Genomic DNA, 26,086 nt, shown 5'->3' on the forward strand with positions numbered 1-26,086 from the left:
AGCTTATTCTTTTTTCAAAAGCAGCCAGGTTTTAGCGTAGTCTGCAATATGACGGTTGTTTGCGTGGTAGTGGTCCCAGTCGCGGAAGTAGCCACTTAACCAATCAAGCTGGTAAAGATTGTCATGAAAAGCTCCACCCGTGTCCGCCAAAACGGTCAGTCTGTAGGTCGGTTGACCATGCTCAGTGGTTTGCAATAGGACAACACGTCCCAATCCGAGTTGAAAAATATCGCCAGCGACGGTCACTTTTGGTTTGACTGGAATTTTATAGTCCGCATCCTTTCCATACCCCAGCACGCCTGGAACTTCTTTAAAATACCAATAACGTTCCTGATCTTCGGGTTTTTGTGTGCGGTCGTATGCAATGCCATTGTTGCGATGCACGTTGAAGTAGCGGCGCTGATTGTCGGCTTCTAAAACGGCGGTTCCTTGCAATAATGCACCTTCAAGATCGGCGCGACTTAACCAAATCAGTGGGGGAGCTAGAGCCGGTTGTGTTTCAAGCGCGCCTCTTAGAATGGCTTGTTTGCCAAATCGATAACGCGTGATCTGATCCCTACGTGCATCCGCCTCTTCAAGACTTAAATGTGCTTCATCAAATGGAAGGCCGTATAAGGCATGAGGTGACTGCGCGGTTTTGGCTGGAAAGCCATCCGCCATGCGCACATAATATTTTGTTAGCAGCAATTGGTCGGACGGTAAGCGCTGCAACAGCGGTTTGTCTTGGCTTAGGCTTTTTGCTTTGGCTTGATCCGGTAGCCATTGCACACGTTCAAAAGCTGAGTTGATAAAATCAGGATCGGTCAGCCGTGATGCGCCTGTTGCCAAGTCCTCTTGATACACCTGGCAAATAAATGCCAAGGTGTCTTGAATACGATGAGTTGGAACTTTTATGCCATCGACGGTTCCACCATGAATGGCTTGTGGGTCATAGCTGGGGCCTTGTTTTAAATATTTTAATGTCTCATTGGCAACAGCGCACAGGTCTTGACTATGATTAGGCCAAGCACCGGCCGACAAAGGTTGGGCAGATTGAAAGCTGGGTGCCGAGTGTGCAAAACCTGCCAACACAAGGCTGGTTGAAAAGGTGATATACCCTAAAGATTTAAAAAACGTGTTTCGCATAATACAGTTGGCCTCAAAATAATGTGCTTAAAAAGCAAAGGGCAGTGTACAGATACAGACGTGCTTCGAACAGGGTCTAGTGTGCCAATGTGAAGCTGAACAGAGGCTGACATAGTTATTTCTGATGCCTCCATCAATAATTTGCATTTGATCCTGATCCTTGAATGCGGGATCATTGAGCTTATTTTTTCTAGGTTCTTTCAGGGCTGTCTAATGATTCCAAGAGTTGTCGATATTAACCCTACACAACGTCTCTATCTTGAGTTTATCGAGACACTAAAAACGCGTGGCTTTCAAGGTGACCTAAACCCTGAGTATGCGCACCGAGTTGTGTTAGCGACGGACAACAGTATCTATCAAGTGTTGCCACAAGGGATTGTTTATCCCCGTAATGCACAAGATCTTATTTATCTGGCAAGGCTCGCGTCAGAGCCGCAGTTTAACAGTATTGTGCTAAGTGCGCGTGGGGGCGGTACAGGCACTAATGGGCAGTCTTTAACCGATGGTTTGGTGGTTGACTGCTCTAAGTATATGAATCGTATCATCGAGATCAATCCTGACCAGCGTTGGGTGCGTGTGCAGGCGGGGGTGGTCAAAGACCAATTAAATGCAGCTTTGAAACCTTATGGGCTGTTTTTTGCCCCCGAGTTGTCAACCAGTAATCGAGCCACCATTGGTGGAATGATCAATACTGATGCCAGTGGACAGGGGTCAGTGCTCTATGGCAAAACCCGAGACCATGTCCTTGAGCTGGAAAGTGTATGGTTGGGTGGTGAGCGTTGGTTGTCTAAGGCGTTGTCAGATGAAGAATTGGACAACATCAAGCAGCAGCCAGGGCGTGTTGCTGATGTCCATCGCATGTTGGATGATCTTTATTCAGAGCATAAAGATCTCATTGACGAAAAGTTTCCAAAGCTTAACCGCTGCCTGACAGGCTATGATTTGGCCCATATTCGCGATGAGTCGGGCCGTTTTAATTTAAATTCGATCTTGTGTGGTGCTGAAGGGTCTTTAGCCTTTATTTCTGAAGCAAAGCTTAATGTTTTGCCCATTCCTAAGTACTCGGCTTTGGTTAACGTAAAGTACGACAGTTTTGAAGCCTCTTTGCGCGATGCAAAGGCGTTGATGGAGTGGGGGCCGACCTCAATTGAGACTATCGACTCAAAAGTATTGAACCTTGCCATGGGGGATATTGTTTGGGACACGGTTCGAGCTTATTTTCCTCAAGAGGCACATGAACCAGCGATTCAGGGAATCAACCTGATTGAGTATACCGGTGATGACGAAGAGATTTTGCGTCAAAAGGTTGAAAAATTAACGACACACTTACGTGAAGTGAGTGGTCAGCCAGCAAAAAGCTTTGGTTTTTCTGTTGTCTATGGTTCGACAGAAATTAATAAAATTTGGGCTATGCGTAAAAAAGCCGTTGGTTTGCTAGGCAACGCGAAAGGGCAAAAACGACCAATCCCCTTTGTTGAAGACACGGCTGTACCGCCAGAAAATCTGGCGGACTTTATTATGGATTTCCGTAAGGTCTTGGATGATCACGGCTTGGCGTATGGCATGTTTGGTCACGTTGATGCGGGAGTTTTGCACGTGCGCCCCGCAATCGATATGAAGGATGAAGCGCAAGAAGGCTTAATTAGAACAATTACCGACGAAGTTGTGCGTCTGACTCAGCAGTATAAAGGCTTGCTGTGGGGCGAGCATGGCAAGGGTGTGCGTTCCGAGTATGCACCGGAATTCTTTGGTGAGCTTTACCCAGAAGTGCAGCGGGTAAAAGCTGCATTTGATCCCCGAAACCAGCTCAATCCGGGTAAAATTGCCACACCACTCTTGTCTGGAGCTGAACTGCTTAAAATTGATGAGGTTCCTACGCGTGGGCAACATGATCGTCAAATTCCCTTGGCCGTTCGTGAAACCTACGACTCAGCCATGAATTGCAATGGCAATGGGGCTTGCTATAACTATGATCCGAATGATGCCATGTGTCCGTCTTGGAAGGGGACGCGCCAGCGCATCCACTCACCCAAAGGGCGTGCCTCTTTGGTGAGAGAGTGGCTGCGGGTTATGTCAGTGAAGGGCGTGGATGTGAATGAAGCTGCCCAAGCAGTGAGACAGGCAAGCTTTATTAAAGCTTTGCCATCCAGAATTAAAAATACCCTGAAGAAGCGTAAAGGCGAGTATGATTTTTCTCATGAAGTTCATGAGGCGATGATGGGGTGTCTGGCCTGTAAGTCTTGTGTTGGTCAGTGCCCAATCAAAGTCAATGTGCCGGATTTCCGTGCCCGTTTTCTTGAGGTCTACTACGGTCGCTATTTAAGGCCCCTAAAAGACTATATGGTCGCAAGTCTTGAGTTTATGGTACCAGCGCTGTCTCGTTTTCCTCAGCCTTATAATTGGCTGATGAAAAATGGCTTAGGCCGTGCCGTGATCAAAAAAATAGGCATGGTTGATAGTCCTTTGTTGTGTACGCACACGCTTCGAAAGGGCGTAGAAGAGCGCGGAATTGAGTGGGCGACACCTTCAATAATTGAAAGCTTAAGCGATTATCAGCGTCAGCGTTCAGTTATTATTGTTCAGGATGCGTTTACCAGTTATTTCGAAACAGCCTTGGTGTTGGATGTGATTGATTTGCTTGGCCGGCTTGGTTTTAATGCGCTGGTTGCACCCTTTATGCCGAATGGCAAGCCTTTGCATGTGCATGGATTTATGGGGGCCTTTGCCAAAATTGCAGAGCGAAATCTAGAGGTTTTGCAGCAGTTAGAAGCGACAGGTGTTCCTTTAGTGGGTATCGATCCTTCTATGACGCTCACCTATCGATCTGAGTATAAGGATGTGAGCGATACGCTGCCGAAGGTTCAGTTGATACAGGAGTGGCTTGCCGATGCGCTGGGCTCTGTGTCCTTCAAAGCTGATTTGCCGCAAAAGCATTTTAAACTGATGCCACACTGTACGGAAAAAACGTCAGCTGCGCCTTCAATTCGTCAGTGGCAGACTATTTTTCAATCGCTGGGGCAAACGTTGGATGTCGTTTCGGTTGGGTGTTGCGGGATGGCTGGAACCTTTGGGCATGAGACGGAAAATTATCGTTTATCCAGACAAATTTACAGTTTAAGTTGGAGTGAAGTGGTCAATAAGCCAGATAGCGAAGCGACCTTGTTGGCAACGGGTTACTCTTGTCGCTCGCAAGTTAAGCGTTTAGATCAACAATCGCTACTGCATCCGGCTCAAGCACTTTTGGCTGTTCTGCAAAAGTTGTAATGCATTCATAGCATAAATGCGCGACACTGTTTGTCGTTCTGATTTTTTAAAAAGGAGAAATGCATGATCGATTTATTGCCTGAGTTGTGTGATCAGTATCCAGACTTGGTACAAGTGGTGGAGCCAATGTTCGCAAGCTTTGGGGGGCGAGAGATTTTTGGAGGTGAAATTGTGACGATTAAAGCCTTCGAAGATAATTCCTTGGTGCGTGAGCAAGTTGCCTTGCCTGGAGCGGGAAAGGTGCTGGTCGTTGATGGTGGCGGATCGATGCGAAAAGCCATGCTGGGCGATATGTTGGCTGAAAAAGCTGAAAAGAATGGTTGGGAAGGTCTGATCATTTATGGATGCATTCGTGATGTTAATGCCATCAGTCAGTTAGATGTCGGCGTGCAAGCGTTGGGTTCACACCCGATGAAAACGGACAAAAAGGGCGTCGGCGAATTGAATATTCCGGTCACATTTGGTGGTGTAACCTTTGTGCCCGGTCAATACGTGTATGCCGATAACAATGGGGTGTTAGTGTCACCAAAAGCCCTGACCCCTGCATGAAGCTCACTCAGCAGAGCCCGTGTCTACACGCGCTCTGCTGTCTTATGGGAGGCAGGGTTTGTCTGACTCAGAGCATATACGCGCCATCGTGCGTATTTTAGAAGCCAATCCACAGGGGGTGAGTGAGTTTGCCTTATTGAAGTCGCTTCAATCGGACAATATCATTCATTTAGACCCCGATACGTTCACCGACAGTTTAAAGCTATTTCAAACGCATTTTCTGCTGTTCCATCATCTTTATAGCTTGCGGGATGAGTGGCATGAGGCGGGCAAGGGCAGCTTGTCGATTCATACCTTATCAATTCAGTTACGTCCCTATGTTCAGGGTGATGCTGGGCTTGTGCTAAATGACCCTTTGCGCGCGTATTATTTAGACCTTAATGAGCTTGCCAAAACAGAAGCTGAAGATGTTGAGCGGTTGTTGCATCGTTTCTGGCGTGGCTTATCTCAGCCCGTTCAATCAGATGAGCGTCAGCAAGCTTTATCCATTTTGGGTTTAGAGAATGATGCAGATGCATCCAATATTCAAAAAGCATGGCGGCAGCAAGCGATGGCGCTTCATCCCGATCGTGGTGGTGATGCCGAGCAGTTTAAACAGGTTTGCTGGGCAAAAGACGTCCTTACAAAGCGCTTTTAGCTCCAAATTTCATCAAAATTGGGAACCTCTCTGTCTTTGTGCGTTCATATGCAGTCAACAAAGAGTAATGAGGAGTGAACATGGCGAAGTCCGTTAAAGCGCTGATTGTTGTGGTTGGTCTGGGTTTCTTGGGATGGCTTGTGCTGACTTATTTAGTGGTTAAGCCTTTTTCAACAGATCTATCCGTGATTGGTGAAGGAAAGCCCGTTGTTGTTTTGGTACATGAAAGTTATATGCCAGCGGGAATGGAAGCCATGGAGCGATTAAACCAAGTTCGGGGTGCGTTCGAAAGTGATATCAAATTTAGAGTGGCAGACTTAGGTACGCCGGATGGAAAAACGTTTGCCTCACTTCATGATGTGTTTGATGGGGCAATGGTGTTACTTGATGGGCAGGGTGAGCCCGTTCGTATTACTCTGGTGCCTGAGTCGATTGTGTCGCTCAAGCAAGAAATAGAGCGTTTGCGCTAGCATTGGGCGTCTTAAGAGCAGATGAAGGGTTAAAATCGGTGATTGGACTTCATTAAGTCGTCCGTCTCTGGCACAATCTTAGCGTGTTTGGGTTTATAACAACTACACTGCAATCAGCCTACGCATATCCTTTCAGCGATATCTTCTGTATTGGCGAAGTGCCGGTTTAATTTCGTATTGATGAGTGAGCTCGACTTTTCGTCTTGGAAGTCGAGTTTTTATTTTTTTGGAGTTTTGAGACATGTCTGAGTTGCCCCCGATTAAAGTGTCTGAGTTAGATGTTGATAGACTTGAGGGATTGTTAGATAAAAAGCCGTATCGTGATGATAAGCGTTTTGATGGTCTGCGCTCTGAATTGGCGAGAGCGGAAGTGCTGCCTGTCGATGCGATGCCTGCGGACGTCGTTCGAATGAATTCAACGGTCACATTTGAGGTTGAAGAGAGTGGTAAGCAATTTCATTTGACCTTGTGTTATCCTCATGAGATTAATGGGCGTACTGAAACGTTGTCGATCTTCGCACCTATTGGAAGTGCTCTCTTGGGCTTGTCTGTTGGGCAAACAATAGACTGGACCCTGCCGGATGCGCATCATCGTCACGTTAGAATTATTCAGGTTGAAAATTCCTCATTGAGTTAATTTGGAGCGTGTTGTGTACGAATTGCTTATTTTTGACTGGGATGGAACCATCATAGATTCGGAAGCCTTAATTATTTCCTGTATGCAGTCTGCCGCTCAAGAGGTCGGCGTTGAGCCGCCTCAGGATGAGGTGGTCAGGAATATTATTGGGCTTGGGCTTCCTGAGGCAATTATGCGCATCTTTCCAGATGCGGATCATCTGTTTGTTGAGAAAATGCGTATCGCTTATGCGCAACGGTTTATGCAGGCAGATCCAACCAAAACGCACTTGTTTCCTGGTGTTCGTGAAACACTAGAACGTTTGAAGGCCAAGGGCTATCGCTTGGCTGTTGCAACCGGAAAAAGTCGCAGGGGGTTGGATCGTGTGTTTACTGAAACCGGATTGGGTGTGCTTTTTGAAGTGTCAAAGTGTGCGGATGAAACGACATCAAAACCCGATCCACATATGCTCGATGAAATCATCTGGTTGACGGGCGTAGATCGTAAGAAAGCCTTAATGATTGGTGATACGGAATATGACCTGTTAATGGGAAATAACGCAGGTATTGATACGGTTGCGGTCAGCTATGGCGCACACCATATTGATCGCTTGACGGCATTGGGTCCAGTAAAAGAAATTCATCATTTTCCCGATCTAGAGACGTGGTTGGATGGGTTGGTTCCCGTCGAATCGTTTAAAAGTTAAAAAGGAGGTTTACGTGAGCAATAATCATTGGGATGATCCGGAACAGCAGGCTAAAACCGAGTCGCTTGATAAGGCGTATACTGAAGCCAAACCCGATGCGAAGCTGGAAAAGACTTTAGAAAAAGCGGCAGTGGATACGAACAGCAAAGAGTGGCGTTTGATTGAAAAAATCGTTTCCTCACTCAATGTTGAGCAGCGTCGCTCAAGACGCTGGGGTATCTTCTTTAAGTTTTTGACGTTTAGCTACTTGTTCGCATTGTTGGCGATTTTTTTTATCGGAAAAGATTTTTCAGGTGCAAAAGAGAGTGTCGAGCGAAAAGAGCACGTGGCGCTTATAGAGGTGTCAGGGGTCATAGCCGATGGTGCGGATGCCAGCGCAGATAATGTTGTAACGGCCTTGCGCAATGCATTTTCTGCCAATCAAAGTCGAGCTGTTATTTTGCGTATCAACAGCCCTGGAGGTAGCCCAGTTCAGGCAGGCTATATTAATGATGAGATTAAGCGTTTGCGTGCTTTGCATCCGGACAAAAAAGTCTATGCGGTGATTACCGATTTGGGCGCGTCAGGTGGGTATTACATTGCAGTGGCCGCTGATGAAATTTATGCAGACAAAGCCAGTTTAGTGGGTTCCATCGGCGTGACTTCATCAGGTTTCGGTTTTACGGATCTGATTGACCGGATGGGGATTGAGCGAAGAACCTTGACGGCGGGTGAAAATAAGGCCTTTTTAGATCCGTTTAGTCCCCTGAAAGACGATGATAAGGCCTTCTGGCAGACGGTTCTGGATACAACTCATCGTCAATTCATTGCCGTGGTTGAAGAGGGTCGTGGAGATCGATTGGTGGACACCTCTCAACTTTACACCGGTTTTATCTGGAGCGGAGAGCAAGCTTTGGCGCTGGGTTTGATCGACGGTCTTGGTAGCAGTAGTTACGTGGCTCGAGAAGTTGTTCAGGTTCCACATATGGTGAATTACACCTATCAACCATCACCCTTTGATCGTGTGTTTGATCGTCTGGGGCTTTCGATTGCTAAACACTTGAGTCAGCAGTTGAGTATTCAGTGGGTGCCACAATTAAACTAGCGGGCTTAGGTGTGTTGACGTGTTTTGGTAGTAGAGTCTCGCCCGCTTAGGGGCGAGACATCTCAAAGAATCTCAACCCCTTCATTTTCCAGCATTCGTACCAAGCGAATAAGCGGGAGTCCAATTAGCGTATTGGGGTCATCACCTTCAAGTTTATCAAATAAAATGATTCCCAGCCCTTCGGATTTAAAGCTGCCTGCGCAATCAAATGGCTGTTCACGTTCAAGGTATCGATCGATCATTACGGGCGTGAGCTGCCTAAAGTGCACATTAAACGGCACGACTTCTGTTTGCGTGATGCCTGTCGTCGTGTTGTGTAAGGATAATCCGGTTAAAAACTGCACGCAGCGACCCGATAGGCGCATTAGCTGAGTCGTCGCATTGTTTTTTGATCCCGGTTTGCCGAGGATGTCACCATCAATAGTGGCAACTTGATCTGAACCAATAATTAAGGTGTCTGGGTATAAGGTGGCGAGCACTTCTGCCTTGGCTGCGGACAATCTAGCGACCAGTTTTTCTGCCGACTCGTTTGCAAGTGGTGTTTCGTCAACATCGGGCTTTCTGCAACGATAAGCGAATCCAAGCTTATCAAGTAACGCTTTTCGGTAAGGTGAGCTAGAGGCAAGCACGATGTTTCTATTCATAAAGAGCCTTTTTTTGATAAAATAACCAGTATTCATATGATAAACACAATTTAATTGAATGAAAGCCCTGAATCCCTTTGACACGAAGGCATTCAGTGCCTAGAATTGCGCGCTTATGTCGAACGGTCAATTACCCAAAAAAGCAGACCCGCGTAAGCTTGCTGAGCGGGAAGCGCAAATTACTGGCAGCGTTGAATTTTCAGCGATGCCCCGTCTTGTTTCTTTTTTATGTCAAGAAACAGGCACGGCTCAGGCTGAGTTGAATTTCTCAACAGATGAACAGTATTTGCGAACAGTGAAAGGAAGTGTTCAGGCCAAAGTATTTATGACCTGTCAGCGCTGCCTTGAGCCCGTTGCACTGGATCTTGATGAAGAGATCTGCCTTGCTGTGGTCCTCAATGAGGAGCAGGCCAGAAACCTACCAGGGTATTACGATCCGCTTCTTATGCTTGATGAAGATGCAGATCTTATTGCTTTGGTTGAAGATGAATTAATTCTGGGGCTGCCATCTGTGCCTTTGCACCATGATTGCAGTGTGCAGATGTCATTTGGTGAGGCCGAGACCGTTAGTCCAGAGCAACAAAAACCTAACCCTTTTAGTGTGTTAGCCCAGTTAAAAAACAAGGCTGACAAGAGTTAAACCAGGAGTTTTATTACCATGGCAGTACAGCAGAACAAAAAATCCCGTTCAAGACGTGATATGCGTCGTTCGCACGATGCGTTGACGGGTCCTACTTTGGCAGTTGATGCAACGACTGGCGAAACACACCGTCGTCACCACGTAAGTGCAGATGGCTTCTACCGTGGTCGTCAGGTTATTACTAAGCAAGACGACGAGTAAGCTTGGTTCCAAAACTGAGTATCGCTGTTGATACAATGGGCGGGGACTTTGGTCCCCGCATCACCGTTCCCGCCTGTCTCCACGCTCTCGCACTGCACCCTGCATTGCATATCTACTTAATTGGTCAGTCATCTTTAATTGATCCTTTGTTGGTCGATTCTGATCTTTTGTTAGACCGTCTTACTGTTATTGATTGTCAAGACGCTGTCTCAATGGATGATAAGCCATCGTATGCGCTTCGGCATCGCCAGCATTCCTCCATGGCTAAAGCTCTGCAGATGGTTAAAGAGGGTGTCGTTTCTGCTTGCGTGAGTGCTGGAAATACCGGTGCCTTGATGGCGCTTGCTCGCAAAACACTGGGCATGCTTCCTGGTGTTGATCGTCCTGCGATCATTAGCGCTGTTCCTACCGCGAAAGGGTGTTGCTACCTTTTGGATTTGGGTGCAAATGTAGACTGCAGTGCCGACCATTTATTGCAGTTTGCTTTAATGGGGTCTGGAATGGTGAAAGCGGTCGAGGGGCTTGAGCATCCTCGTGTGGCTTTGTTAAATATAGGAATTGAAACCTATAAGGGCAATGAGCAGGTACGCTTGGCCGCTGAGCGATTCAAAGTGCAGTCTCAATTGAATTACATCGGCTTTATTGAGGCAGACTCTGTGTTTGATCATCGTGCAGATGTTATTGTGTGTGATGGTTTTACAGGCAATATCGCCTTAAAAAGCTCGGAAGGTTTGGCACGCTTTATTGCTTCAAAATTGCGAATCAGTTTTTCTCAGAACATCTATCGACGTATGCTGGGCTGGCTGGCGCGTCCTGTTTTGAAAGAATTGCAGCAGCAAATAGATCCTGGGCGACGCAACGGGGCTGCTTTTTTGGGCTTGCAAGGTATTGTTATAAAAAGTCATGGTGGTGCAAACCAAGATCATTTTGTTTGTGCTATTTCTCAGGCTGTTACTGATATTCATAATGATGTGCCGGGCCGTATCCGTGATACAATTGCCTCGCAATTGGGTCAGTTATCTAGAGAGTAGTCTGTCGCAGGGTGTAGAATCGTCGGCGAATTGTGGCGGTATAATGTCGGCTGCGATGGGTGATAAGAGGAATATATGTCTAATACGCTGGGTTTTGTTTTTCCAGGGCAGGGTTCTCAACAGCTTGGAATGTTGTCAGAGTTGGCCGCTCTTTATCCATCTATCCAAGAAACCTTTGAGCAGTCATCGGAAGCGCTTGGTTTTGATCTATGGGCTATGGTACAAAGCGGTGAAGAGTCAGTGCTTAATGCGACTGAAAATACACAGCCAGCGTTATTAACCGCCAGCGTAGCTTTGTGGCGTCTTTGGGGTCAGTTAAGTGAAGCGAAGCCAGTTGTGTTGGCTGGGCATAGTCTTGGTGAGTATTCTGCTCTAGTTTGTGCAGGAGCGTTGACCTTAGAAGAGGGTGTGCGTTTAGTTCGTCGTCGAGGCGAGTTAATGCAGCAGGCCGTTGCTCCGGGTGCTGGTGCGATGGCTGCCATTTTAGGGCTGGATGATGAGGCGGTCAGATTGGCGTGCCTGGAGGCTGCGAAGCAGGGTGGAGTTGTTGCTCCCGTGAATTTTAATTGTCCAGGTCAGGTTGTTATTGCGGGCGAGAAAGCAGCGGTTGAGCGAGGTATTCTCGCCTGTAAAGAGGCGGGTGCCAAGCGCGCAATTGAGTTGCCTGTCAGCGTCCCTTCTCACTGTGAACTGATGAAACCTGCAGCTGATGAGTTGGCCGCTTCTTTTGCGCGCCTAAACTTTGTTACGCCCAGTTTGCCAATCGTGCAAAATGTCGATGCCAATATAGCGGACGATCTCGTAATTTTGCAGAAGAATGTGTTGTCGCAGCTGTATAATCCTGTATTGTGGACGGCTTCAGTACAGCGAATGTCCGAGATGGGAGTGACTGCGTTGGTTGAGTGCGGTCCCGGTAAAGTGCTGTGTGGTCTTAACAAGAAAATTGACCGGTCACTTGAAGTAGTTTCAATCTGTGATGTGGCGGGTCTTGAAAAAGCACTCAGTTTATAAAGATTGTCAGGAAGTCTTATGAGTATTGAAGGTAAAGTCGCGCTGGTTACTGGCGCAACCCGTGGAATAGGTAAAGCAATTGCTGAAAATTTGGCAGCCCAAGGTGCGATCGTGGTTGGAACAGCGACCAGTGATCAGGGTGCGGCTGCAATCAGTGGTTACCTTGCAGCATTGGGGAATAGTGGGCGAGGGCTTGTATTGGATGTTGCGTCTCCTGAGTCTGTTGAGGCTGTCTTGAAGAGCATATCCGATGAGTTTGGTGTGATTGAGATTTTAGTGAATAATGCGGGCATTACTCGTGATAATATCATGTTGCGTATGAAGAACGACGAGTGGGATTCGGTTATCAACACCAACTTAAGTTCTAGTTATCGCCTAGTAAAAGGTTGCTTACGTGGCATGACTAAAGCGCGTTGGGGACGTATAATCAGCATCAGCTCAGTCGTGGGTTCAATGGGTAATGCAGGCCAGGCGAATTATGCGGCAGCCAAAGCAGGCTTAGAGGGTTTCTCTCGAGCATTAGCTAGAGAGATAGGGTCTCGCAATATTACGGTGAACTGTGTAGCCCCTGGCTTCATAGATACTGATATGACGTCGGGATTGGCAGAGGAGCATAAAGCCACTCTGCAAGCACAGATCCCTATGGCACGACTAGGTCAGCCCAATGAAATAGCCTCTGTTGTCGGCTTTTTGGCGGGTGAAGGTGGAAGTTACGTAACAGGTGAGACGATTCATGTCAATGGTGGCATGTACATGTCTTGATGTACATTATTCGCGTTAAAGAATTGTTTTTTGTGTACAGATGTTGATAATTGTCGATCAGCAATAACTAAATCCGTCAACACGCTTGCTAGAGTGTTATCGGTTCTAATAAAATTGCGTCTCGCATCTTGGGATGTGATGGTGTCATAAAGTTAAATAGGAAGAGATATGAGTAATATTGAAGAGCGCGTTAAGAAAATCATCGCAGAGCAGCTGGGTGTAAAAGAAGAAGAAGTCGTGAACAGTGCTTCTTTCGTCGAAGACCTTGGCGCTGACTCGCTCGATACTGTTGAGCTAGTGATGGCACTGGAAGAGGAGTTTGAAACTGAGATTCCTGATGAGGAAGCAGAAAAAATTACCACTGTTCAGCTAGCGATCGATTACATCAACGCGCATCAGTAAGTAATCTATCCCGCAAGGTTTAGCCGAAAAGCCGCACCTATATTTGCTGTATAGTGCGGCTTTTCTATTAATAGCCGGAATTTCTGGAGGATCTCATGTCTCGCAAAAGAGTGGTTGTCACCGGGCTAGGTCTGTTGACCCCCGTCGGTAACACTGTTAAGGATACGTGGGACAATATTCTAGCCGGGAAAAGTGGTGCTCAGCACATCAGTCATTTTGATGCTTCAGCCTTTAATACCCGCTTTTCCGCATCTGTTAAGAATTTTGACTTATCGCCTTACATGAACGTGAAGGAAGCACGTAAAATGGATTTGTTTATTCAATATGGCATGGTTGCGGCCATTCAAGCCTTTGAAGACTCAGGTCTAGAAGTAACTGATGAAAATGCTGGACGCATAGGTTGTGCTATTGGATCGGGTATCGGTGGTCTGCCGATGATTGAAGAGACACATAATGTCTTGAATGCATCGGGTCCGCGACGAGTGTCACCTTTCTTTGTGCCGGGCAGTATCATTAATATGATCGCGGGTAATTTGGCAATCAAATTTGGGCTTAAGGGTCCTAATATCGCCATTACAACGGCTTGTACATCCGGGACGCATAATATTGGTCATGCCATGCGTATGATTCAGTATGGTGATGCAGATGTGATGTTTGCTGGTGGTGCCGAGATGGCAACAACCCCCTTGGGTGTTGCGGGCTTTTCAGCGGCTCGTGCCTTGTCCACTCGTAATGACAATCCAGAAGCGGCAAGCCGTCCTTGGGACAGGGACCGTGATGGGTTTGTATTAGGAGAGGGGGCCGGTATTTTGGTTCTTGAAGAATACGAGCATGCCAAGGCACGTGGTGCTCGCATTTACTGTGAGCTGGCAGGCTTCGGGATGAGCGATGACGCCTTTCATATGACTGCTCCTCCTGAGGATGGGTCGGGTGCAGCGATGTCGATGAACAATGCGATTCGAGACGCTGGTTTGAATTCGGACGCCATTCACTATATCAATGCACACGGTACCTCAACTCCGGCAGGTGATATAGCCGAATCGAATGCGGCTAAGCATGTTCTAGGTGCTTACGCGCACCAGGTTCGTATGAGCTCAACTAAATCAATGATTGGTCATTTATTGGGGGCTGCAGGCGCGGTAGAGGCCGCATTCTCAGTATTGGCGATCCGTGATCAAGTTGCACCGCCGACCATCAATCTGGACAACCCATCGGAAGGCTGTGATTTAAACTATGTTGCTCACCATGCGCAGCCCTGTAAAATCGAGGCAGCGATGTCCAACTCGTTTGGTTTCGGTGGAACCAACGGCACGTTAATCTTTAAAAAGCTCTAGGTTCACGTCGCTATCAGAGTGACGTGCTCCTGTTATCTGTTTGCGGCAGTCTGAATGTTCAGTTCTGCCGTTATTTTAAGTCGATTTTAAATGATGCAATCATCTTGTTGGGTAAATGGTGTTCCGGCTGAGCACATTAGCGTAACTGATCGTGGTTTAAGTTACGGTCATGGCGTTTTTGAAACCTTGCCTATCGAGCATGGCACCCCGCTGTTGTGGTCTTTGCACCGAGCGCGAATGGTCAGTAGTTGCCAGCGTCTTGGTATCCCTATTCAATCCGTGGTAGAAGCAGTAGAGCAGGATATTCGTCAGTTCTTAGCAAATCAGACGGGAGTCTTGCGTATTACGATTACCTGCGGGGAGGGGCTACGAGGCTATCGAATGCCGGATACGATTGTTCCCACACGAATTCTTCAATACTTACCGCCTACAACCTATCCCAATGAACCTGCTCGTGTTGGTATCAAGGCAATGCTTTGCCAGCAGCGTTTAGGTCTCTCGCCAAGCATGGCTGGGATGAAGCACTTAAATCGATTAGAACAGGTTCTCGCGCGTTCCGAATGGCAGACACCAGACCTGCAAGAGGGCGTTGTCTGTGATATCGATGATTATGTTATTGAAGGTACCATGAGTAATCTGTTCATGGTAAAGGCTGGTGAGCTTCATACCCCAAGCTTAGATCGTTGTGGTGTCTGGGGCGTGATGCGCCAGCATTTACTTCACTTGGCTGAGCGTGAAAGTATTGTTTTACATGAGGGGCGATATCGTCTGGATGATCTGCTTGCTTCAGATGAGGTCTTTTTTTGTAACAGTCTCATTGGTATTTGGCCATTGGTGGAACTGTCGCCCCATTCATTTGTCATTGGACCTGTGACACGTAAATTACAAGCATTGTTAGAGGCAAGTTACCGCGTATGTTAAAGAAACTTTTTTTAGTTATTGTGTTGTTAGGTCTTTTGGCCGCAGGTGCAGTGCACTGGGTGTTAGAGGCATCTAAAAAGCAAGCCTTGCAGCCTTTGCCTTTAACAGAGAAGGAATACTTCAATGTGCCAAGTGGTACAAGCTTTATGCAGTTGATGCAGCAATTGCAAGAGCGGGGCTGGATCGAGCATTTAGAGCTTATGCGTGTGTATGTTCGTCTGCATCCTGAGATAACCTCTATTCGAGCGGGTGAGTATGAAATACAGCCAGGACAGTCATTGCGCGATGTGCTGGAAAAAATGAACAGAGGTGAAGTTGTAGCCCACTATTTCACATTGGTTGAGGGGCATACGTTTAAACAGCTGCTTGCCGCTATCGCTGCTGATGCTCGCTTTGTTTCAACTCTGGAGGGGTTGTCAGAGGCTGAGGTAATGGCTTTATTGGGGGCGCCAGAAGGTGTTGCAGCGGAAGGACAGTTCCTTGCAGAAACCTATCAATTTAATCGTGGCAGTCGTGATATCGATTTACTAAGGCGCGCCTATCAAGCCCTTCATGGCTTTTTAGATCAGCAGTGGGAGTTGGCTGAGAAGGGTTTGCCTTATCGTTCTGCATATGAGGCTTTGATCATGGCATCGATCATTGAAAAAGAAACCGGCGTACCAAGTGAGCGTCCTCGAATTGCCGGTGTGTTTGTGCGACGTTTGAATTTAGGAATGCGTTTGCAAACAGACCCTACTGTGATCTATGGGATGGGTGATGCTTATCAGGGGCGAATCACACGCGCCGATTTACAAAGGCCAACACCTTGGAATACCTATACAATCCCAGCTTTGCCGCCGACACCTATCTCAATGGTGGGTCGAGAAGCGATTACGGCGGCTTTGAATCCGGAAGATGGTGATGAGCTGTATTTTGTTGCGAAAGGCGATGGCACGCATCATTTTTCTCGCACTCTTCGTGAGCATAACAATGCGGTGAATCGTTATCAGCGTAACCGTCGCAGTGATTACCGCTCGTCGCCTGGAGGATAGTTGTAATGTCGCAAAAAGGATTATTCATTACACTTGAGGGCGTGGAGGGGGTTGGTAAGTCAACCAATCTGCAGTACATCCACGCATTGCTCTTGGATGAGTTGCAAGTCCCCGTTATGGTGACGCGTGAGCCGGGTGGAACCCCTCTTGCAGAAGAGTTGCGTAGCGTGTTACTGCAGCCTAGGGCGGAGCATGTCAATGAGTTGGCGGAGTTGATGTTGATGTTTGCAGCAAGGGCGCAGCATTTGCATGAGCGTATATTGCCAAGTTTACGTCAGGGTACATGGGTGCTTTGTGATCGCTTTACCGATGCAACCTATGCGTACCAAGGCGGTGGTCGGGGGATGAATACGGATGTGATTGCCTCGCTTGAGCAGTTGGTGCAGGGTGACGTGCGGCCAGATTTAACCTTCTTGCTCGACTTGCCTGTTGAGGTCGGCTTGGCCCGAGCGCAAGCAAGGGGGGAGATGGACCGCTTTGAGTCTGAGCAGCGTACCTTCTTCGAGCGTGTCAGAGAGGGCTACTTAAAGCGTGCTCAGCTTGAGCCTGATCGCTTTATTATTATTGATGCTCAGCCCCCGCTAGTGGCAGTGCAAGCACAAATCCGACAGGCCTTGCTAAGCAGAGTTCAGAAATGACAGATCATGTTGAAATCGTTCCTTGGGCCAGCGATTTGTGGCGGCGTTTAATTGAACAGCAGGATCAGGGGCGCTTACCGCATGCCTTGTTGCTGTGTGGGCATCAGGGTATGGGAAAGCACGCATTTGCTCGTTGCTTGGCCCAAGCCTTGCTGTGTCTGCACCCTGAAGATGGGGTGGCCTGCGGTCACTGTAAAAGCTGTGAGCTGTTATCCTCTTCGACACATCCTGATTTAGTGCATTTGTGTCCTGAAGAGTCAGGCAAAGCGATTAAAGTTGACCAAGTGCGTGATCTTACCCACTTTCTTCACAGTACAGCCCAGCAAGGGGGCTATCGAGTCGTTATTGTTGATCCAGCCGAAAGCATGAATGTAAATGCGGCCAACGCCTTACTCAAATCCTTAGAGGAGCCCGGACAGCGAACCTTGATAATGCTTATCTCGCATCAGCCGGGCCAATTAATGCCGACGATCAGGAGTCGGTGCCAGCGCATTGACTTTCCAGCACCCCAGCATGAACATGCAGTAAGCTGGTTGGTTGAGCGTTTAGGTTTGTCGTCCGACAAGGCCGCTCAGTTGCTTTCCATTGCTCAAGATGCACCTTTGCTGGCCGTTAAATACCAAGAAGAGGGTTTAACCAGTCTTCGCGCAGATTTAATGAAAGGACTCATCGATATTTTAAAAGCACGAGCTACACCCTTGGAATTAGCAGATAAGTTGCAAAAACAAGACCTTTTATTGATTACGGGTTGGGTTTATAGTGTTTTAGTTGACATTGTAAGGCTGCAGACAGCATCCGAAGCTGCTAAAATAACCAATACAGACATGGAAAAGATGCTGTCAGCTGTCGCTAAAAAAGCCGATGTAACAGCATTGTTTGTACTTATTGATCAGTTGCAAGCCGAGCGGGTTGGTCTTATGGAAAGACATAACCCAAATCGCCAGCTTCTGCTCGAAACCCTGTTCATGCGCTGGAATGGGTTGGTCAGATAACACTTCGAGGGTTTTTGTAAAGATGTCAATTGTGCCGAGAATAAGCCACGGGATCTTGTCACTGACAATAGAGACAAAAGAAGATTTATATAAATCTTTTATGCCTTTTGTTGTGAACAGTGGTCTTTTTATTCCCACTTCCCGACCGTATCGCCTCGGTGATGAAGTGTTTGTCTTGGTCACGCTGATGGATGAGCCTGATAAAATTCCAGTGACAGGTAAGGTCATATGGATCACGCCAAAAGCCGCTCAAGGTGGACGAGTGCCAGGAATAGGCATTCAGTTGTCAGGGGAAGATACGGCGCTGGTTCGTAAAATCGAAAATATTCTCGCCGGTGCGTTAAACAGTAATCGCCGCACCTACACGCTTTAATAGATTTTTAGGACGGCCTCTTTTAATGTTCATTGACTCCCACTGTCATCTTGATCGTATTAATCTTGAAAAACTCGGAGCATCTTTGTCCGATTTGGTGTCTGCCGCTCAAGCAAAGCAGGTCAATAAAATGCTCTGCGTTTCGATTGATTTAATTCAATTTCAAACCATGATGGATGCAATAGCGCCTTTTGAGAGTGTTTGGGCGTCAGCGGGCGTGCATCCTTTACATGTCGATGAACAGCCCTTTGATGAAGCCGCTCTACGTTCTGCATTGGCCAACCCTCGTGTGGTTGCTGTAGGAGAGTCTGGATTAGACTATTACTATAGCCGTGACCATATAGATGCTCAAAAAGTGAGTTTTTCTGGGCATTTACGCGTGGCCGGGGAGCTTGGCCTACCTATTATTGTCCATACCCGAGATGCACGTGAAGATACGTTGGATCTGATTGCATCACAGGGGAATTCCAAGTCAGCGGGTGTTTTGCATTGTTTTACCGAGTCACTCGACATGGCTATGTCGGCTGTCGATTTAAACTATATGATTTCTTTTTCAGGCATTATCACGTTTCGTAATGCTAAAGCGCTAAGAGAGGTGGTGAAGGCTGTGCCTCTGGATCATATACTGATCGAAACGGATTCGCCTTATTTGGCACCTGTGCCTTTTAGAGGAAAACAAAACCAGCCGGCTTACGTCGTTGAAGTGGCTCAATGTGTTGCCGATATTAAGGGCATTACCATTGAAGAAGTGGCGTCTAGAACACAAGAAAACTTCTACCGTTTATTTAATAAAGTTCCTGCCTAGCAGTACCTTACCTTGCTGCTTAGGATATACCTGCAGCAGCAAGGTGGTTAGGTCGCGATCAGAACATGTGCTCGGTTTCTGCTGTTGGCGTAATGCTGAGCAGCATTTTTGTTAAATCCAACAGAATAATCAAGATGTTGTTATGGTAGCAAACGCCTTGGACAAAGCGGCGCGTTGACTCATCTCCGCTAAGGTTGGGTGCTCGATCAACACGATTGGCTGGCAGGTTAATCACCTCGTCAACGCTGTCGACCACTAACCCAATTACTTCTTTGTCATTGAGCTCAACAATAATGATGCGCGTGTTATCGTCCAGAGTGGAGTCGGGGAGATTAAACAAGCGACGTGTGTCAATAACGGTTACAACGTTGCCTCGTACGTTAATAATACCAAGCACAGAGTAGTCGGCACCGGGTACAGGGGTGATATTGACAAAACGTAACACCTCTTTCACTTGCATAACATCAATGCCGAAGAGTTCCTTATTCACCCGAAACGTAGCCCATTGATGATAAACGACATCGTCTTCATTCGCGCGACGCGCCGCTTCTTCTTGCTTTTTTTGATGCGTATTGTTGTTTTGGAGCATTCTTAGTTGCTCCGCAGCAGCTTCTAGACTCATGTTGTTATTCCTGTCAGTGGCCCACATGTAAGTGGAAAACCTGGTGAACCTGAGGTCATTACAGTATAGATGCAGTATCCCACAGCTGTCATCTACTTGAAAAGCCTATAGATGATTAAAGACAATTATCCGGCTTTGGGAGCCCAGCCAAACAAGCCGCCACTTTGGCCGGACTGCCTGGAAAAAGTTTAAGCAGGTGTAGGCTTTTGCCTTTTTCGGCTCCTAAATCCAATGCAACGGCTTTGCACAAAGGCCTCATAGCCGGTGAATGTTCATAGTTTTGGTAAAATCGACGCAAGAGGTAAATAATTTCCCAATGTTCGGGTGTTAATTGAATGTGTTTCTCCTGTGCAAGGTGTTCCGCAATATCTTCCGACCAGTCGGATAGGTTGCGTAAGTAGCCTTCGTCGTCCAGTAATTCTGATATAGAGGAAGTCATCTTCAAAACCAGCTCACAATTTTGTCATGCGTCACACTTAAGTGTACGAACTCATCCATTTCAATTAAATCCACTTCAGGCACTAGCGGCAGTAGGCCACGGGCTTGAGCATCAAGGCGCAGTGCCTTGATGTTTAGGGCTATGGGGAATTTAGCTCTGTGTGTATCGAGTAACCAGTAGACGCCATCCTCGATTAGCAGCAGGGTATCATCAGGCTGAAGGCTGCTCAGGCAGCTCTGCATAAGGCTGGCATTTGAAGGTGCTTGATTAAGTGTATGTAGCGAGGTCATAAATAGAGCGTCCAACTTAATTCAAACGGTTAATACAACGTCACTATTCGCTATCAGTTGAGAAATCTCGACTTTATTAAGCAATGTGACGGGAAGGTGCAGTTCAGAATGGCGGATGCCATGATGTGTTAACGCATCGGCATCTACATAGATCTGCTCGATATCGTATAAAGAAAGTGAGGATTGCAGGCTGTTTAGGTTTTTCTGCTGTATCACCTGCGGGTCTTGGTTTGTTAAAAGCTGCAGAACACCGTCGTCTAGCAGTAAAAGTGCAACCGACTGTTCAAATACGGAGCAGGTGAGCGCGATGTCTAAAAGATCACGGGCTGCGGAGGAGCCATAGGGCGCGCGTCGGCTCATTAATAGAATATTCTTGGGTGCGTTCATCCTTGTCCTCCAAACGTAATCACACGATCCGATAGGATGCAGGCTTCAACCAATTGACCGAGTCCCGATAGGTTAAATTTTTCGGCTAAATTTGTTTGATTCTGTTCGTAACGCTTGGCTTCTGTGCTGTCCAAAACTCCACGACGAATAGCCGCCGCAATGCAAATAACCAAGTCAATAGAGTGTTCTTCGGCGAGAGCTTGCCACGCACGCATCGTGTTGAGCTCATCTGGAGGTGAGCTAATCAGTTGATTGCCATTAAAGACACCGTCTCGATAAAAGAAGACCCGGTGTAGCGTGTGGCCAGCGCTTAATAAGGCTTTGCAGAATCGGAGGGCGCTTTCCGGAGCTGCATTTTGGCAAGGCGATGCATGCACGACGACAGTAAAGATCACGTTGATTACTCTGATTCATTAAATTCAACAAAAAAGCCCCGTTATCAGTTTAGGATAACGGGGCTTTGATGACACGGATATTAGTCGTTGCTAAGTACGCCTACGAGGTGCAATAAGTGCACGAATAGGTTGTAAATGCTTAGGTACAGACTGACCGTTGCCATAATGTAGTTTTGATAGTGTCCGTTGATGATATTGCTGGTGTCATACAGAATAAAACCGGCCATCAGCAACACGACCAAGGCAGAAAACGCCAAGTGCAGGGCAGGCATGTGAATGCCAAATAATGGCAGAACAAGCAACGCAACCATTGCGATCAGCATAACGATAGCACCCGTGGCTAAAAAGCCACCCATGAAGCTAAAGTCGCGCTTGCTGGTCATAACGTAAGCGGATAAACCGACGAATGTCAGACCGGTCATGCCCAACGCTGTTACGACGATTTGTCCGCCGCCTTGCATTGCTAAATAGTGATTGAGCAGAGGCCCTAAGCCAAACCCTAAAAGTCCTGTAAATGCAAATACCAAAGGCAGAGCTGCAGCAGAGTTTTGCTTGCGATTCAGAACAAAGAGTAGGCCAAAGCTTACCAATACACTGCCGATGTAGAATAAGAAAGGTGGATTGATAATGGTTGATATTAGCGCCGTCACAGCACTGAAAACCATGGTCATGGCCAACAGCATGTATGTCTGGCGTATCACTTTATTGGTGCGTAGAACCGACTCTTCCGAGCGGTAACCTACATTTTGTACTTTATCCATAGTGGTCCTCATTTTTGTTCAAGTCTGTCCAACGTTGAATAATCAGGGTATCTTCCCGTAAGTTCAAGTCTTTGACCGACTATAATGCAATAAATTCACAAATTCTTCTGTCGGGAGTCGTTTTTTTTCATGCTAACATCCACCTATACGCTTGATCTGCTCTATGAAGATCAATGGATCACTCTTGTCAATAAACCCTCAGGTTTGCTCGTGCATCCGAGTTGGATTTCACACCCTGATGAGCCTACCTTGGTCGGGCTTTTGAAAGAGCGCTACCCTGATCAAGTCGTGCATACGGTGCATCGTTTAGATCGAGCCACCTCAGGTGTGATCCTGTTTGCGCGTGATAAAGACGCCGTTAAATCGCTAAATGCGCAGTTTGCTGAAGGGTCTGTCAAAAAAACCTATCTGTGCGTTGTGCGAGGTTGGACCGACGATGAAGGAACAATCGACTACGCACTTAAGCCAATATATGACAAGTTTGCGGATCCACTCGCCGATCCAGATAAAGCCCCTAAACCAGCCATCACTCATTACAAGACGCTTGCTCGGGTTGAATTGCCTATTCCTGTAGGGCGTTATCCGGTCGCGCGTTACTCTTTAGTCAGGGTTCAGCCGGAAACAGGCCGGAAACATCAAATTCGTCGCCACATGAAGCATATCTTGCATCCATTGGTTGGTGATACGAACCACGGAGAAGGGCGTCATAATCGTTTATTTCGAGAGCATTTTGACTGCCATCGCTTATTGTTAATGGCAACAGAGTTGCATTGCCAGCATCCGGTCACTCAGGCATCTCTTCACTTTAAAGCACCTCTGGATGCCCAAACGCTCTCCGTATTTGACAGGTTAGGCTGGCAAAACATTCAGTTGTTCGAAGTTTAAGGGTTTTTTTGCAATCCAGAGCGTTATTGATTGCGAATTTTGTCCCTCATGGTAGCATTATCAACACTTCTAATTAATTTAAAATAACGTTTACATGACCAATCAGCCGACCGATTTTAGCCCTCTATTACAGCGATTTTCAAATAACGCCCCCTTGCGTATTGCATTGATTGGTGCCATGGATCAGGAGATCGAACTTCTGAAAAATACCCTAGCAGACTGTCAGTCTTTTTCAGTTGCTGGGTATGAGTTTCATCAAGGACACATGCACGGCGTGGATGTGATTCTTCTTAAGTCCGGTATTGGCAAAGTGAATGCCGCCATAGGTACAGCTGTCCTTTTGCATGATTTCAAGCCGGATTGTGTGATCAATACGGGGTCTGCAGGTGGCTTTGACCCCTCATTAAAGGTGGGTGATCTTGTTATCTCGAAAGAAGTCTTGCATCACGATGCCGATCTAACCATCTTTGGCTATCGCCCTGGGCAATTGCCGGGCATGCCACCTGCATTTATACCGGATCCTTTATTGTCTGATATTGCTGAGTTCTGTATTAATCAGATAGAAGGTGTTGCAACTGTTCATGGTTTGATTGCGACAGGCGACAGCTTTATGAATCAACCAGAAAAAGTGGAAGCAACGCGGACCCTATTTCCAGATATTAAAGCCGTAGAGATGGAAGCCGCCGCAATTGCGCAAACGTGCCATCGTTTTGATGTCCCCTTTATTGTTATTCGCGCGCTATCCGATATTGCTGGAAAAGAGTCGAATGTCTCCTTTAAGGAGTTTTTAGAAACGGCAGCCACGCATTCAGCAAAAATGGTGGATGCCATTGTCGCTGAGGTCGTGGCGCGTCATCACCAACAAACAAACCCTATCGATCAGTAAGCGAAGGGCTTTTCGTTTAGAATAAGGAACGAATGGGTTCATAAACGTCAGGTTGATCCCATTCCTTCTCTCCCACGACCCGCTCAATTAGATTCCCATCCTTGTCAAACAGAAGCGTCGTTGGTAAGCCGCGCAAGCCAAACTCCCCAAATCCTTTCCATTCTGGGTCCAGCCAAACTGGGAAGATGAGTTCTGTCTCAAATGCCTCTAAAAACTCCACAACCGTTTCTTGAGCTTCACCGGCATTAATCGCAATAATTTGAAAGGGTTCGTCTGTAAACGTCTGTTGAAGTCGGTTAAACGCAGGCATTTCGTGGATACAAGGGGGACACCAGGTTGCCCAAAAATTGACCAACAGCACCTTGCCTTTATAATCATCTAAAGCGGCCGAGCTGCCTTCTACCTGAGTAAAGTGATGCGTCATTCCATCTGCCGAGAGGGTGGTGGAAAAACCGCTGATGAAGATGATAAGCGCAAGGATTAAGGGTAAAGATAAAACAGATGATTTCAACACGAGAGCCTCTTGTGAGTTTGGATTCATATCTTAATTCTTGTATTGTAGTTTGCCAAAGAGAGATTGGATCTTTCGTACGACAAAAATGAGAGAGTAGCATGGCAAAAGTAGCATTTATCGGACTCGGTACAATGGGGTATCCTATGGCGGGTCATCTGGCTAAGGCTGGACATGACGTTTGTGTGTATAACCGTACAGAGTCTAAGGCTCAGGCTTGGGCGAGTGAATACTCGGGGAGATATGCCACCACCCCGGCGCTGGCCGCCGAAGGCGCTGATGTTGTGATGACCTGTGTCGGTAATGACGACGATTTGCGTGCCGTTACCTTGGGTGAACAGGGCGTAATGTCGACCATGCGTGCGGGTGCAATTCTGGTTGACCACACGACGGCGTCTGCAGAGGTGGCCAAAGAGTTGTACGCCGTTGCAAAAAGCAAATTCTTGGGGTGTCTAGATGCGCCAGTATCTGGAGGTCAAGCAGGGGCGGAGCAGGGCGTGCTCAGTATTATGGTGGGTGGGGACTCGCATGATTACGACCAGGTTTCAGGCGTACTGGATGCTTATGCTCGCTCTCAGAAATTAATGGGAGAGGCGGGTGCAGGCCAGCTTGCGAAAATGGTCAACCAAATTTGCATTGCGGGCTTAGTGCAAGGGCTTGCTGAGGCTGTTCATTTTGCCAAGCAATCGGGTCTAGACGCTGAGAAAGTGTTTGAGGTTATACAGCACGGTGCAGCCGGTTCGTGGCAAATGGTAAACCGCCATAAAACCATGCTAAACAACGAGTTTGATTTTGGTTTTGCCGTGGATTGGATGCGTAAAGACTTGGATATAACCTTAACTGAAGCGCGTCGCAATGGTGCTCAATTGCCCGTTACCGCCTTAGTTGATCAGTTTTACGCGGATGTACAGAACATGGGAGGAGGTCGATGGGATACCTCGAGCCTGCTAAAAAGGCTTGAGCGTTCGTCGTAATTCTCTATAATTCCGTTCGAAAGGGCGCTAGACCCTAAACGATTCCAATGGGCGGTATCCGCCGTCCATGCATTTATAATTAAGAGAGAGTTCTATGACGTTTATTGATAAGTACAGTTTGATTTCCCTAGCGCCAAGCGTTGCGGTCATTGCGGGTGTGATTGTGATTACGTTTTTTGGGGTTCGTTTCCTGAAAAAAGAAATGGCAAAAGATGCAGAGGCTGCTGCGCGCAAGGGTTAAAACCTACTGCTTTTTGACTACATAAAGCTGCCTCGGCAGCTTTTATTGTTTTTGAGCTAGGCTTTCACTTTGGATTAAAAGTATCTAAAGTAAGGGCTTACCATTGATAGAGGTTTGAAAATGCCAACACGAGGAAGTCTTCAGCAGCGTGAACGCTTAGCCGCCGAGCAAGCAAATCTAAAACATGCCCACCGCCACCCCCTGTTGTCGGACAGCGATATTAATAATATTTTGGTCAATGGTGCGCAAATCTCCTTGAGCAAATTAAAGCGAGCGCGGTCGTTTAACGCGAGAATTTATTATTATGCGGAAATCGGCGTGTATCTGGAGGTCTCTCTATCAAGAGGAGCGGGTATTTCAGATGCGGCGCGTGAGCAGCTGCAAGCCATACATAAAGAAGCAACCCATATTCATATGAATGCAAATAAGCGATTAGCGCTGCGAAAGGCTGTTGCATAA

At 47.1% G+C, this 26,086-nt stretch carries 34 protein-coding genes; 25 read left to right on the plus strand and 9 right to left on the minus strand.

Going from position 1 to position 26,086, the window contains the following annotated elements:
* Positions 1-3 precede the first annotated feature (3 nt).
* Positions 4-1,125 (minus strand): hypothetical protein, encoded by a 1,122-nt coding sequence (locus F5971_RS12115; protein WP_051514350.1) that lies wholly within the window; start codon positions 1,123-1,125, stop codon positions 4-6.
* A gap of 213 nt (positions 1,126-1,338) precedes the next feature.
* Between F5971_RS12115 and ydiJ the strand changes: the two genes are divergently transcribed.
* The 7 genes from ydiJ to sppA all read left to right on the plus strand — a co-directional run bounded on the left by ydiJ (position 1,339) and on the right by sppA (position 8,451).
* Positions 1,339-4,389, plus strand: a complete 3,051-nt coding sequence (gene ydiJ, locus F5971_RS12120) for a D-2-hydroxyglutarate dehydrogenase YdiJ (RefSeq protein WP_193495109.1) — start codon at positions 1,339-1,341, stop codon at positions 4,387-4,389.
* Positions 4,390-4,452: 63 nt separating this feature from the next.
* Positions 4,453-4,938 carry a ribonuclease E activity regulator RraA gene (gene rraA, locus F5971_RS12125; protein WP_036510152.1) on the plus strand — a complete coding sequence of 162 codons (486 nt, stop codon included), beginning with the start codon at positions 4,453-4,455 and terminating at the stop codon, positions 4,936-4,938.
* Positions 4,939-4,996: 58 nt separating this feature from the next.
* Positions 4,997-5,575, plus strand: a complete 579-nt coding sequence (locus F5971_RS12130) for a DNA-J related domain-containing protein (RefSeq protein ID WP_193495110.1) — start codon at positions 4,997-4,999, stop codon at positions 5,573-5,575.
* Between the two features lie 80 nt (positions 5,576-5,655).
* Complete coding sequence (locus F5971_RS12135) at positions 5,656-6,045, plus strand: hypothetical protein (protein WP_193495111.1); 390 nt, start codon at positions 5,656-5,658, stop codon at positions 6,043-6,045.
* Positions 6,046-6,286: 241 nt separating this feature from the next.
* The gene (gene rnk / locus F5971_RS12140; RefSeq protein WP_036510158.1) at positions 6,287-6,682 is read left to right on the plus strand and encodes a nucleoside diphosphate kinase regulator; all 396 of its coding nucleotides are present in this window, start codon (positions 6,287-6,289) and stop codon (positions 6,680-6,682) included.
* 13 nt (positions 6,683-6,695) lie between these two features.
* On the plus strand, positions 6,696-7,367 hold the full coding sequence (locus tag F5971_RS12145) for an HAD-IA family hydrolase (protein WP_036510302.1): 672 nt from the start codon (positions 6,696-6,698) through the stop codon (positions 7,365-7,367).
* A 13-nt stretch (positions 7,368-7,380) separates the two neighbouring features.
* Positions 7,381-8,451 (plus strand): signal peptide peptidase SppA, encoded by a 1,071-nt coding sequence (gene sppA / locus F5971_RS12150; protein ID WP_036510161.1) that lies wholly within the window; start codon positions 7,381-7,383, stop codon positions 8,449-8,451.
* Positions 8,452-8,513: 62 nt separating this feature from the next.
* Here sppA and F5971_RS12155 read toward each other — a convergent pair whose 3' ends face one another.
* Positions 8,514-9,095 carry a Maf family protein gene (locus F5971_RS12155; RefSeq protein WP_193495112.1) on the minus strand — a complete coding sequence of 194 codons (582 nt, stop codon included), beginning with the start codon at positions 9,093-9,095 and terminating at the stop codon, positions 8,514-8,516.
* A 115-nt stretch (positions 9,096-9,210) separates the two neighbouring features.
* Here F5971_RS12155 and F5971_RS12160 point away from each other — a divergent pair, with 115 nt between their 5' ends.
* The 13 genes from F5971_RS12160 (at position 9,211) to F5971_RS12220 (ending at position 19,236) form a co-directional block, all read left to right on the plus strand.
* Positions 9,211-9,735, plus strand: a complete 525-nt coding sequence (locus tag F5971_RS12160) for a YceD family protein (protein ID WP_036510164.1) — start codon at positions 9,211-9,213, stop codon at positions 9,733-9,735.
* A gap of 18 nt (positions 9,736-9,753) precedes the next feature.
* On the plus strand, positions 9,754-9,936 hold the full coding sequence (rpmF, locus tag F5971_RS12165) for a 50S ribosomal protein L32 (protein WP_036510167.1): 183 nt from the start codon (positions 9,754-9,756) through the stop codon (positions 9,934-9,936).
* Between the two features lie 2 nt (positions 9,937-9,938).
* Positions 9,939-10,967 (plus strand): phosphate acyltransferase PlsX, encoded by a 1,029-nt coding sequence (gene plsX / locus F5971_RS12170; RefSeq protein ID WP_237748572.1) that lies wholly within the window; start codon positions 9,939-9,941, stop codon positions 10,965-10,967.
* Between the two features lie 75 nt (positions 10,968-11,042).
* Positions 11,043-11,978: an ACP S-malonyltransferase gene (gene fabD, locus F5971_RS12175; RefSeq protein WP_036510170.1), complete on the plus strand. Its 936-nt coding sequence runs from the start codon at positions 11,043-11,045 to the stop codon at positions 11,976-11,978.
* Positions 11,979-11,996: 18 nt separating this feature from the next.
* Positions 11,997-12,740 (plus strand): 3-oxoacyl-ACP reductase FabG, encoded by a 744-nt coding sequence (gene fabG / locus F5971_RS12180; protein ID WP_193495113.1) that lies wholly within the window; start codon positions 11,997-11,999, stop codon positions 12,738-12,740.
* A gap of 168 nt (positions 12,741-12,908) precedes the next feature.
* Positions 12,909-13,142: an acyl carrier protein gene (acpP, locus tag F5971_RS12185; RefSeq protein ID WP_010323864.1), complete on the plus strand. Its 234-nt coding sequence runs from the start codon at positions 12,909-12,911 to the stop codon at positions 13,140-13,142.
* Between the two features lie 95 nt (positions 13,143-13,237).
* Positions 13,238-14,476 (plus strand): beta-ketoacyl-ACP synthase II, encoded by a 1,239-nt coding sequence (gene fabF, locus F5971_RS12190; protein ID WP_036510180.1) that lies wholly within the window; start codon positions 13,238-13,240, stop codon positions 14,474-14,476.
* Positions 14,477-14,566: 90 nt separating this feature from the next.
* Entirely contained in the window at positions 14,567-15,397 is an 831-nt protein-coding gene (gene pabC / locus F5971_RS12195; RefSeq protein WP_193495114.1) for an aminodeoxychorismate lyase, read from the plus strand.
* On the plus strand, positions 15,391-16,428 hold the full coding sequence (gene mltG, locus F5971_RS12200) for an endolytic transglycosylase MltG (RefSeq protein ID WP_193495115.1): 1,038 nt from the start codon (positions 15,391-15,393) through the stop codon (positions 16,426-16,428). The genes pabC and mltG overlap by 7 nt, the downstream gene beginning before the upstream one ends.
* Before the next feature lie 5 nt (positions 16,429-16,433).
* Positions 16,434-17,066 (plus strand): dTMP kinase, encoded by a 633-nt coding sequence (gene tmk, locus F5971_RS12205; RefSeq protein WP_036510186.1) that lies wholly within the window; start codon positions 16,434-16,436, stop codon positions 17,064-17,066.
* Positions 17,063-18,058, plus strand: coding sequence for a DNA polymerase III subunit delta' (locus F5971_RS12210; RefSeq protein WP_036510189.1), 996 nt, complete (start codon positions 17,063-17,065; stop codon positions 18,056-18,058). The genes tmk and F5971_RS12210 overlap by 4 nt, the downstream gene beginning before the upstream one ends.
* 22 nt (positions 18,059-18,080) lie before the next feature.
* The gene (locus F5971_RS12215; RefSeq protein WP_036510192.1) at positions 18,081-18,431 is read left to right on the plus strand and encodes a PilZ domain-containing protein; all 351 of its coding nucleotides are present in this window, start codon (positions 18,081-18,083) and stop codon (positions 18,429-18,431) included.
* 25 nt (positions 18,432-18,456) lie between these two features.
* Positions 18,457-19,236 (plus strand): TatD family hydrolase, encoded by a 780-nt coding sequence (locus F5971_RS12220; RefSeq protein ID WP_036510195.1) that lies wholly within the window; start codon positions 18,457-18,459, stop codon positions 19,234-19,236.
* A gap of 58 nt (positions 19,237-19,294) precedes the next feature.
* Here the strand turns inward: F5971_RS12220 and F5971_RS12225 are convergent, their stop codons facing one another.
* From F5971_RS12225 to F5971_RS12250, 6 genes are all read right to left on the minus strand, one after another.
* A complete protein-coding gene (locus F5971_RS12225; RefSeq protein WP_036510197.1) occupies positions 19,295-19,858 on the minus strand; it encodes a chemotaxis protein CheW in 564 nt (187 codons plus the stop codon).
* A gap of 115 nt (positions 19,859-19,973) precedes the next feature.
* Positions 19,974-20,297, minus strand: coding sequence for a TusE/DsrC/DsvC family sulfur relay protein (locus F5971_RS12230; protein WP_036510200.1), 324 nt, complete (start codon positions 20,295-20,297; stop codon positions 19,974-19,976).
* A 2-nt stretch (positions 20,298-20,299) separates the two neighbouring features.
* Positions 20,300-20,587, minus strand: coding sequence for a sulfurtransferase complex subunit TusB (gene tusB, locus F5971_RS12235; protein WP_193495116.1), 288 nt, complete (start codon positions 20,585-20,587; stop codon positions 20,300-20,302).
* Between the two features lie 21 nt (positions 20,588-20,608).
* Entirely contained in the window at positions 20,609-20,974 is a 366-nt protein-coding gene (tusC, locus tag F5971_RS12240; RefSeq protein ID WP_193495117.1) for a sulfurtransferase complex subunit TusC, read from the minus strand.
* Complete coding sequence (tusD, locus tag F5971_RS12245; RefSeq protein WP_036510207.1) at positions 20,971-21,369, minus strand: sulfurtransferase complex subunit TusD; 399 nt, start codon at positions 21,367-21,369, stop codon at positions 20,971-20,973. The genes tusC and tusD overlap by 4 nt, the downstream gene beginning before the upstream one ends.
* Positions 21,370-21,449: 80 nt before the next feature.
* Positions 21,450-22,130 carry a Bax inhibitor-1/YccA family protein gene (locus tag F5971_RS12250; RefSeq protein WP_036510210.1) on the minus strand — a complete coding sequence of 227 codons (681 nt, stop codon included), beginning with the start codon at positions 22,128-22,130 and terminating at the stop codon, positions 21,450-21,452.
* 129 nt (positions 22,131-22,259) lie between these two features.
* On the opposite strand from F5971_RS12250, the gene F5971_RS12255 reads away from it, so the two are divergent.
* Both F5971_RS12255 and mtnN read left to right on the plus strand, forming a co-directional pair.
* On the plus strand, positions 22,260-23,015 hold the full coding sequence (locus F5971_RS12255; protein ID WP_193495118.1) for a pseudouridine synthase: 756 nt from the start codon (positions 22,260-22,262) through the stop codon (positions 23,013-23,015).
* Between the two features lie 94 nt (positions 23,016-23,109).
* A complete protein-coding gene (gene mtnN / locus F5971_RS12260) occupies positions 23,110-23,901 on the plus strand; it encodes a 5'-methylthioadenosine/S-adenosylhomocysteine nucleosidase (RefSeq protein WP_193364996.1) in 792 nt (263 codons plus the stop codon).
* Positions 23,902-23,917: 16 nt separating this feature from the next.
* Here mtnN and F5971_RS12265 read toward each other — a convergent pair whose 3' ends face one another.
* The gene (locus tag F5971_RS12265; RefSeq protein ID WP_193495119.1) at positions 23,918-24,442 is read right to left on the minus strand and encodes a TlpA family protein disulfide reductase; all 525 of its coding nucleotides are present in this window, start codon (positions 24,440-24,442) and stop codon (positions 23,918-23,920) included.
* A gap of 71 nt (positions 24,443-24,513) precedes the next feature.
* On the opposite strand from F5971_RS12265, the gene F5971_RS12270 reads away from it, so the two are divergent.
* From F5971_RS12270 to F5971_RS12280, 3 genes are all read left to right on the plus strand, one after another.
* Entirely contained in the window at positions 24,514-25,386 is an 873-nt protein-coding gene (locus F5971_RS12270; RefSeq protein WP_193495122.1) for an NAD(P)-dependent oxidoreductase, read from the plus strand.
* A 94-nt stretch (positions 25,387-25,480) separates the two neighbouring features.
* Positions 25,481-25,627 (plus strand): hypothetical protein, encoded by a 147-nt coding sequence (locus tag F5971_RS12275; RefSeq protein WP_164481314.1) that lies wholly within the window; start codon positions 25,481-25,483, stop codon positions 25,625-25,627.
* A gap of 120 nt (positions 25,628-25,747) precedes the next feature.
* Positions 25,748-26,086 (plus strand): hypothetical protein, encoded by a 339-nt coding sequence (locus tag F5971_RS12280; RefSeq protein WP_051514354.1) that lies wholly within the window; start codon positions 25,748-25,750, stop codon positions 26,084-26,086.

The sequence above is a fragment of the Nitrincola alkalisediminis genome (assembly GCF_009821115.1).
Classification (GTDB): domain Bacteria; phylum Pseudomonadota; class Gammaproteobacteria; order Pseudomonadales; family Balneatricaceae; genus Nitrincola; species Nitrincola alkalisediminis.

Excerpts from the sequence above, each read along its gene's own strand:
- F5971_RS12115 (WP_051514350.1), bottom strand. The coding sequence starts at position 1,125 with ATGCGAAACACGTTTTTTAAATCTTTAGGGTATATCACCTTTTCAACC.
- ydiJ (WP_193495109.1), top strand. The coding sequence starts at position 1,339 with ATGATTCCAAGAGTTGTCGATATTAACCCTACACAACGTCTCTATCTT.
- rraA (WP_036510152.1), top strand. The coding sequence starts at position 4,453 with ATGATCGATTTATTGCCTGAGTTGTGTGATCAGTATCCAGACTTGGTA.
- F5971_RS12135 (WP_193495111.1), top strand. The coding sequence starts at position 5,656 with ATGGCGAAGTCCGTTAAAGCGCTGATTGTTGTGGTTGGTCTGGGTTTC.
- rnk (WP_036510158.1), top strand. The coding sequence starts at position 6,287 with ATGTCTGAGTTGCCCCCGATTAAAGTGTCTGAGTTAGATGTTGATAGA.
- F5971_RS12155 (WP_193495112.1), bottom strand. The coding sequence starts at position 9,095 with ATGAATAGAAACATCGTGCTTGCCTCTAGCTCACCTTACCGAAAAGCG.
- F5971_RS12160 (WP_036510164.1), top strand. The coding sequence starts at position 9,211 with ATGTCGAACGGTCAATTACCCAAAAAAGCAGACCCGCGTAAGCTTGCT.
- rpmF (WP_036510167.1), top strand. The coding sequence starts at position 9,754 with ATGGCAGTACAGCAGAACAAAAAATCCCGTTCAAGACGTGATATGCGT.
- fabD (WP_036510170.1), top strand. The coding sequence starts at position 11,043 with ATGTCTAATACGCTGGGTTTTGTTTTTCCAGGGCAGGGTTCTCAACAG.
- fabG (WP_193495113.1), top strand. The coding sequence starts at position 11,997 with ATGAGTATTGAAGGTAAAGTCGCGCTGGTTACTGGCGCAACCCGTGGA.
- acpP (WP_010323864.1), top strand. The coding sequence starts at position 12,909 with ATGAGTAATATTGAAGAGCGCGTTAAGAAAATCATCGCAGAGCAGCTG.
- fabF (WP_036510180.1), top strand. The coding sequence starts at position 13,238 with ATGTCTCGCAAAAGAGTGGTTGTCACCGGGCTAGGTCTGTTGACCCCC.
- pabC (WP_193495114.1), top strand. The coding sequence starts at position 14,567 with ATGATGCAATCATCTTGTTGGGTAAATGGTGTTCCGGCTGAGCACATT.
- mltG (WP_193495115.1), top strand. The coding sequence starts at position 15,391 with ATGTTAAAGAAACTTTTTTTAGTTATTGTGTTGTTAGGTCTTTTGGCC.
- tmk (WP_036510186.1), top strand. The coding sequence starts at position 16,434 with ATGTCGCAAAAAGGATTATTCATTACACTTGAGGGCGTGGAGGGGGTT.
- F5971_RS12210 (WP_036510189.1), top strand. The coding sequence starts at position 17,063 with ATGACAGATCATGTTGAAATCGTTCCTTGGGCCAGCGATTTGTGGCGG.
- F5971_RS12215 (WP_036510192.1), top strand. The coding sequence starts at position 18,081 with ATGTCAATTGTGCCGAGAATAAGCCACGGGATCTTGTCACTGACAATA.
- F5971_RS12220 (WP_036510195.1), top strand. The coding sequence starts at position 18,457 with ATGTTCATTGACTCCCACTGTCATCTTGATCGTATTAATCTTGAAAAA.
- F5971_RS12225 (WP_036510197.1), bottom strand. The coding sequence starts at position 19,858 with ATGAGTCTAGAAGCTGCTGCGGAGCAACTAAGAATGCTCCAAAACAAC.
- F5971_RS12230 (WP_036510200.1), bottom strand. The coding sequence starts at position 20,297 with ATGACTTCCTCTATATCAGAATTACTGGACGACGAAGGCTACTTACGC.
- tusB (WP_193495116.1), bottom strand. The coding sequence starts at position 20,587 with ATGACCTCGCTACATACACTTAATCAAGCACCTTCAAATGCCAGCCTT.
- tusC (WP_193495117.1), bottom strand. The coding sequence starts at position 20,974 with ATGAACGCACCCAAGAATATTCTATTAATGAGCCGACGCGCGCCCTAT.
- F5971_RS12250 (WP_036510210.1), bottom strand. The coding sequence starts at position 22,130 with ATGGATAAAGTACAAAATGTAGGTTACCGCTCGGAAGAGTCGGTTCTA.
- F5971_RS12255 (WP_193495118.1), top strand. The coding sequence starts at position 22,260 with ATGCTAACATCCACCTATACGCTTGATCTGCTCTATGAAGATCAATGG.
- mtnN (WP_193364996.1), top strand. The coding sequence starts at position 23,110 with ATGACCAATCAGCCGACCGATTTTAGCCCTCTATTACAGCGATTTTCA.
- F5971_RS12265 (WP_193495119.1), bottom strand. The coding sequence starts at position 24,442 with ATGAATCCAAACTCACAAGAGGCTCTCGTGTTGAAATCATCTGTTTTA.
- F5971_RS12270 (WP_193495122.1), top strand. The coding sequence starts at position 24,514 with ATGGCAAAAGTAGCATTTATCGGACTCGGTACAATGGGGTATCCTATG.
- F5971_RS12275 (WP_164481314.1), top strand. The coding sequence starts at position 25,481 with ATGACGTTTATTGATAAGTACAGTTTGATTTCCCTAGCGCCAAGCGTT.
- F5971_RS12280 (WP_051514354.1), top strand. The coding sequence starts at position 25,748 with ATGCCAACACGAGGAAGTCTTCAGCAGCGTGAACGCTTAGCCGCCGAG.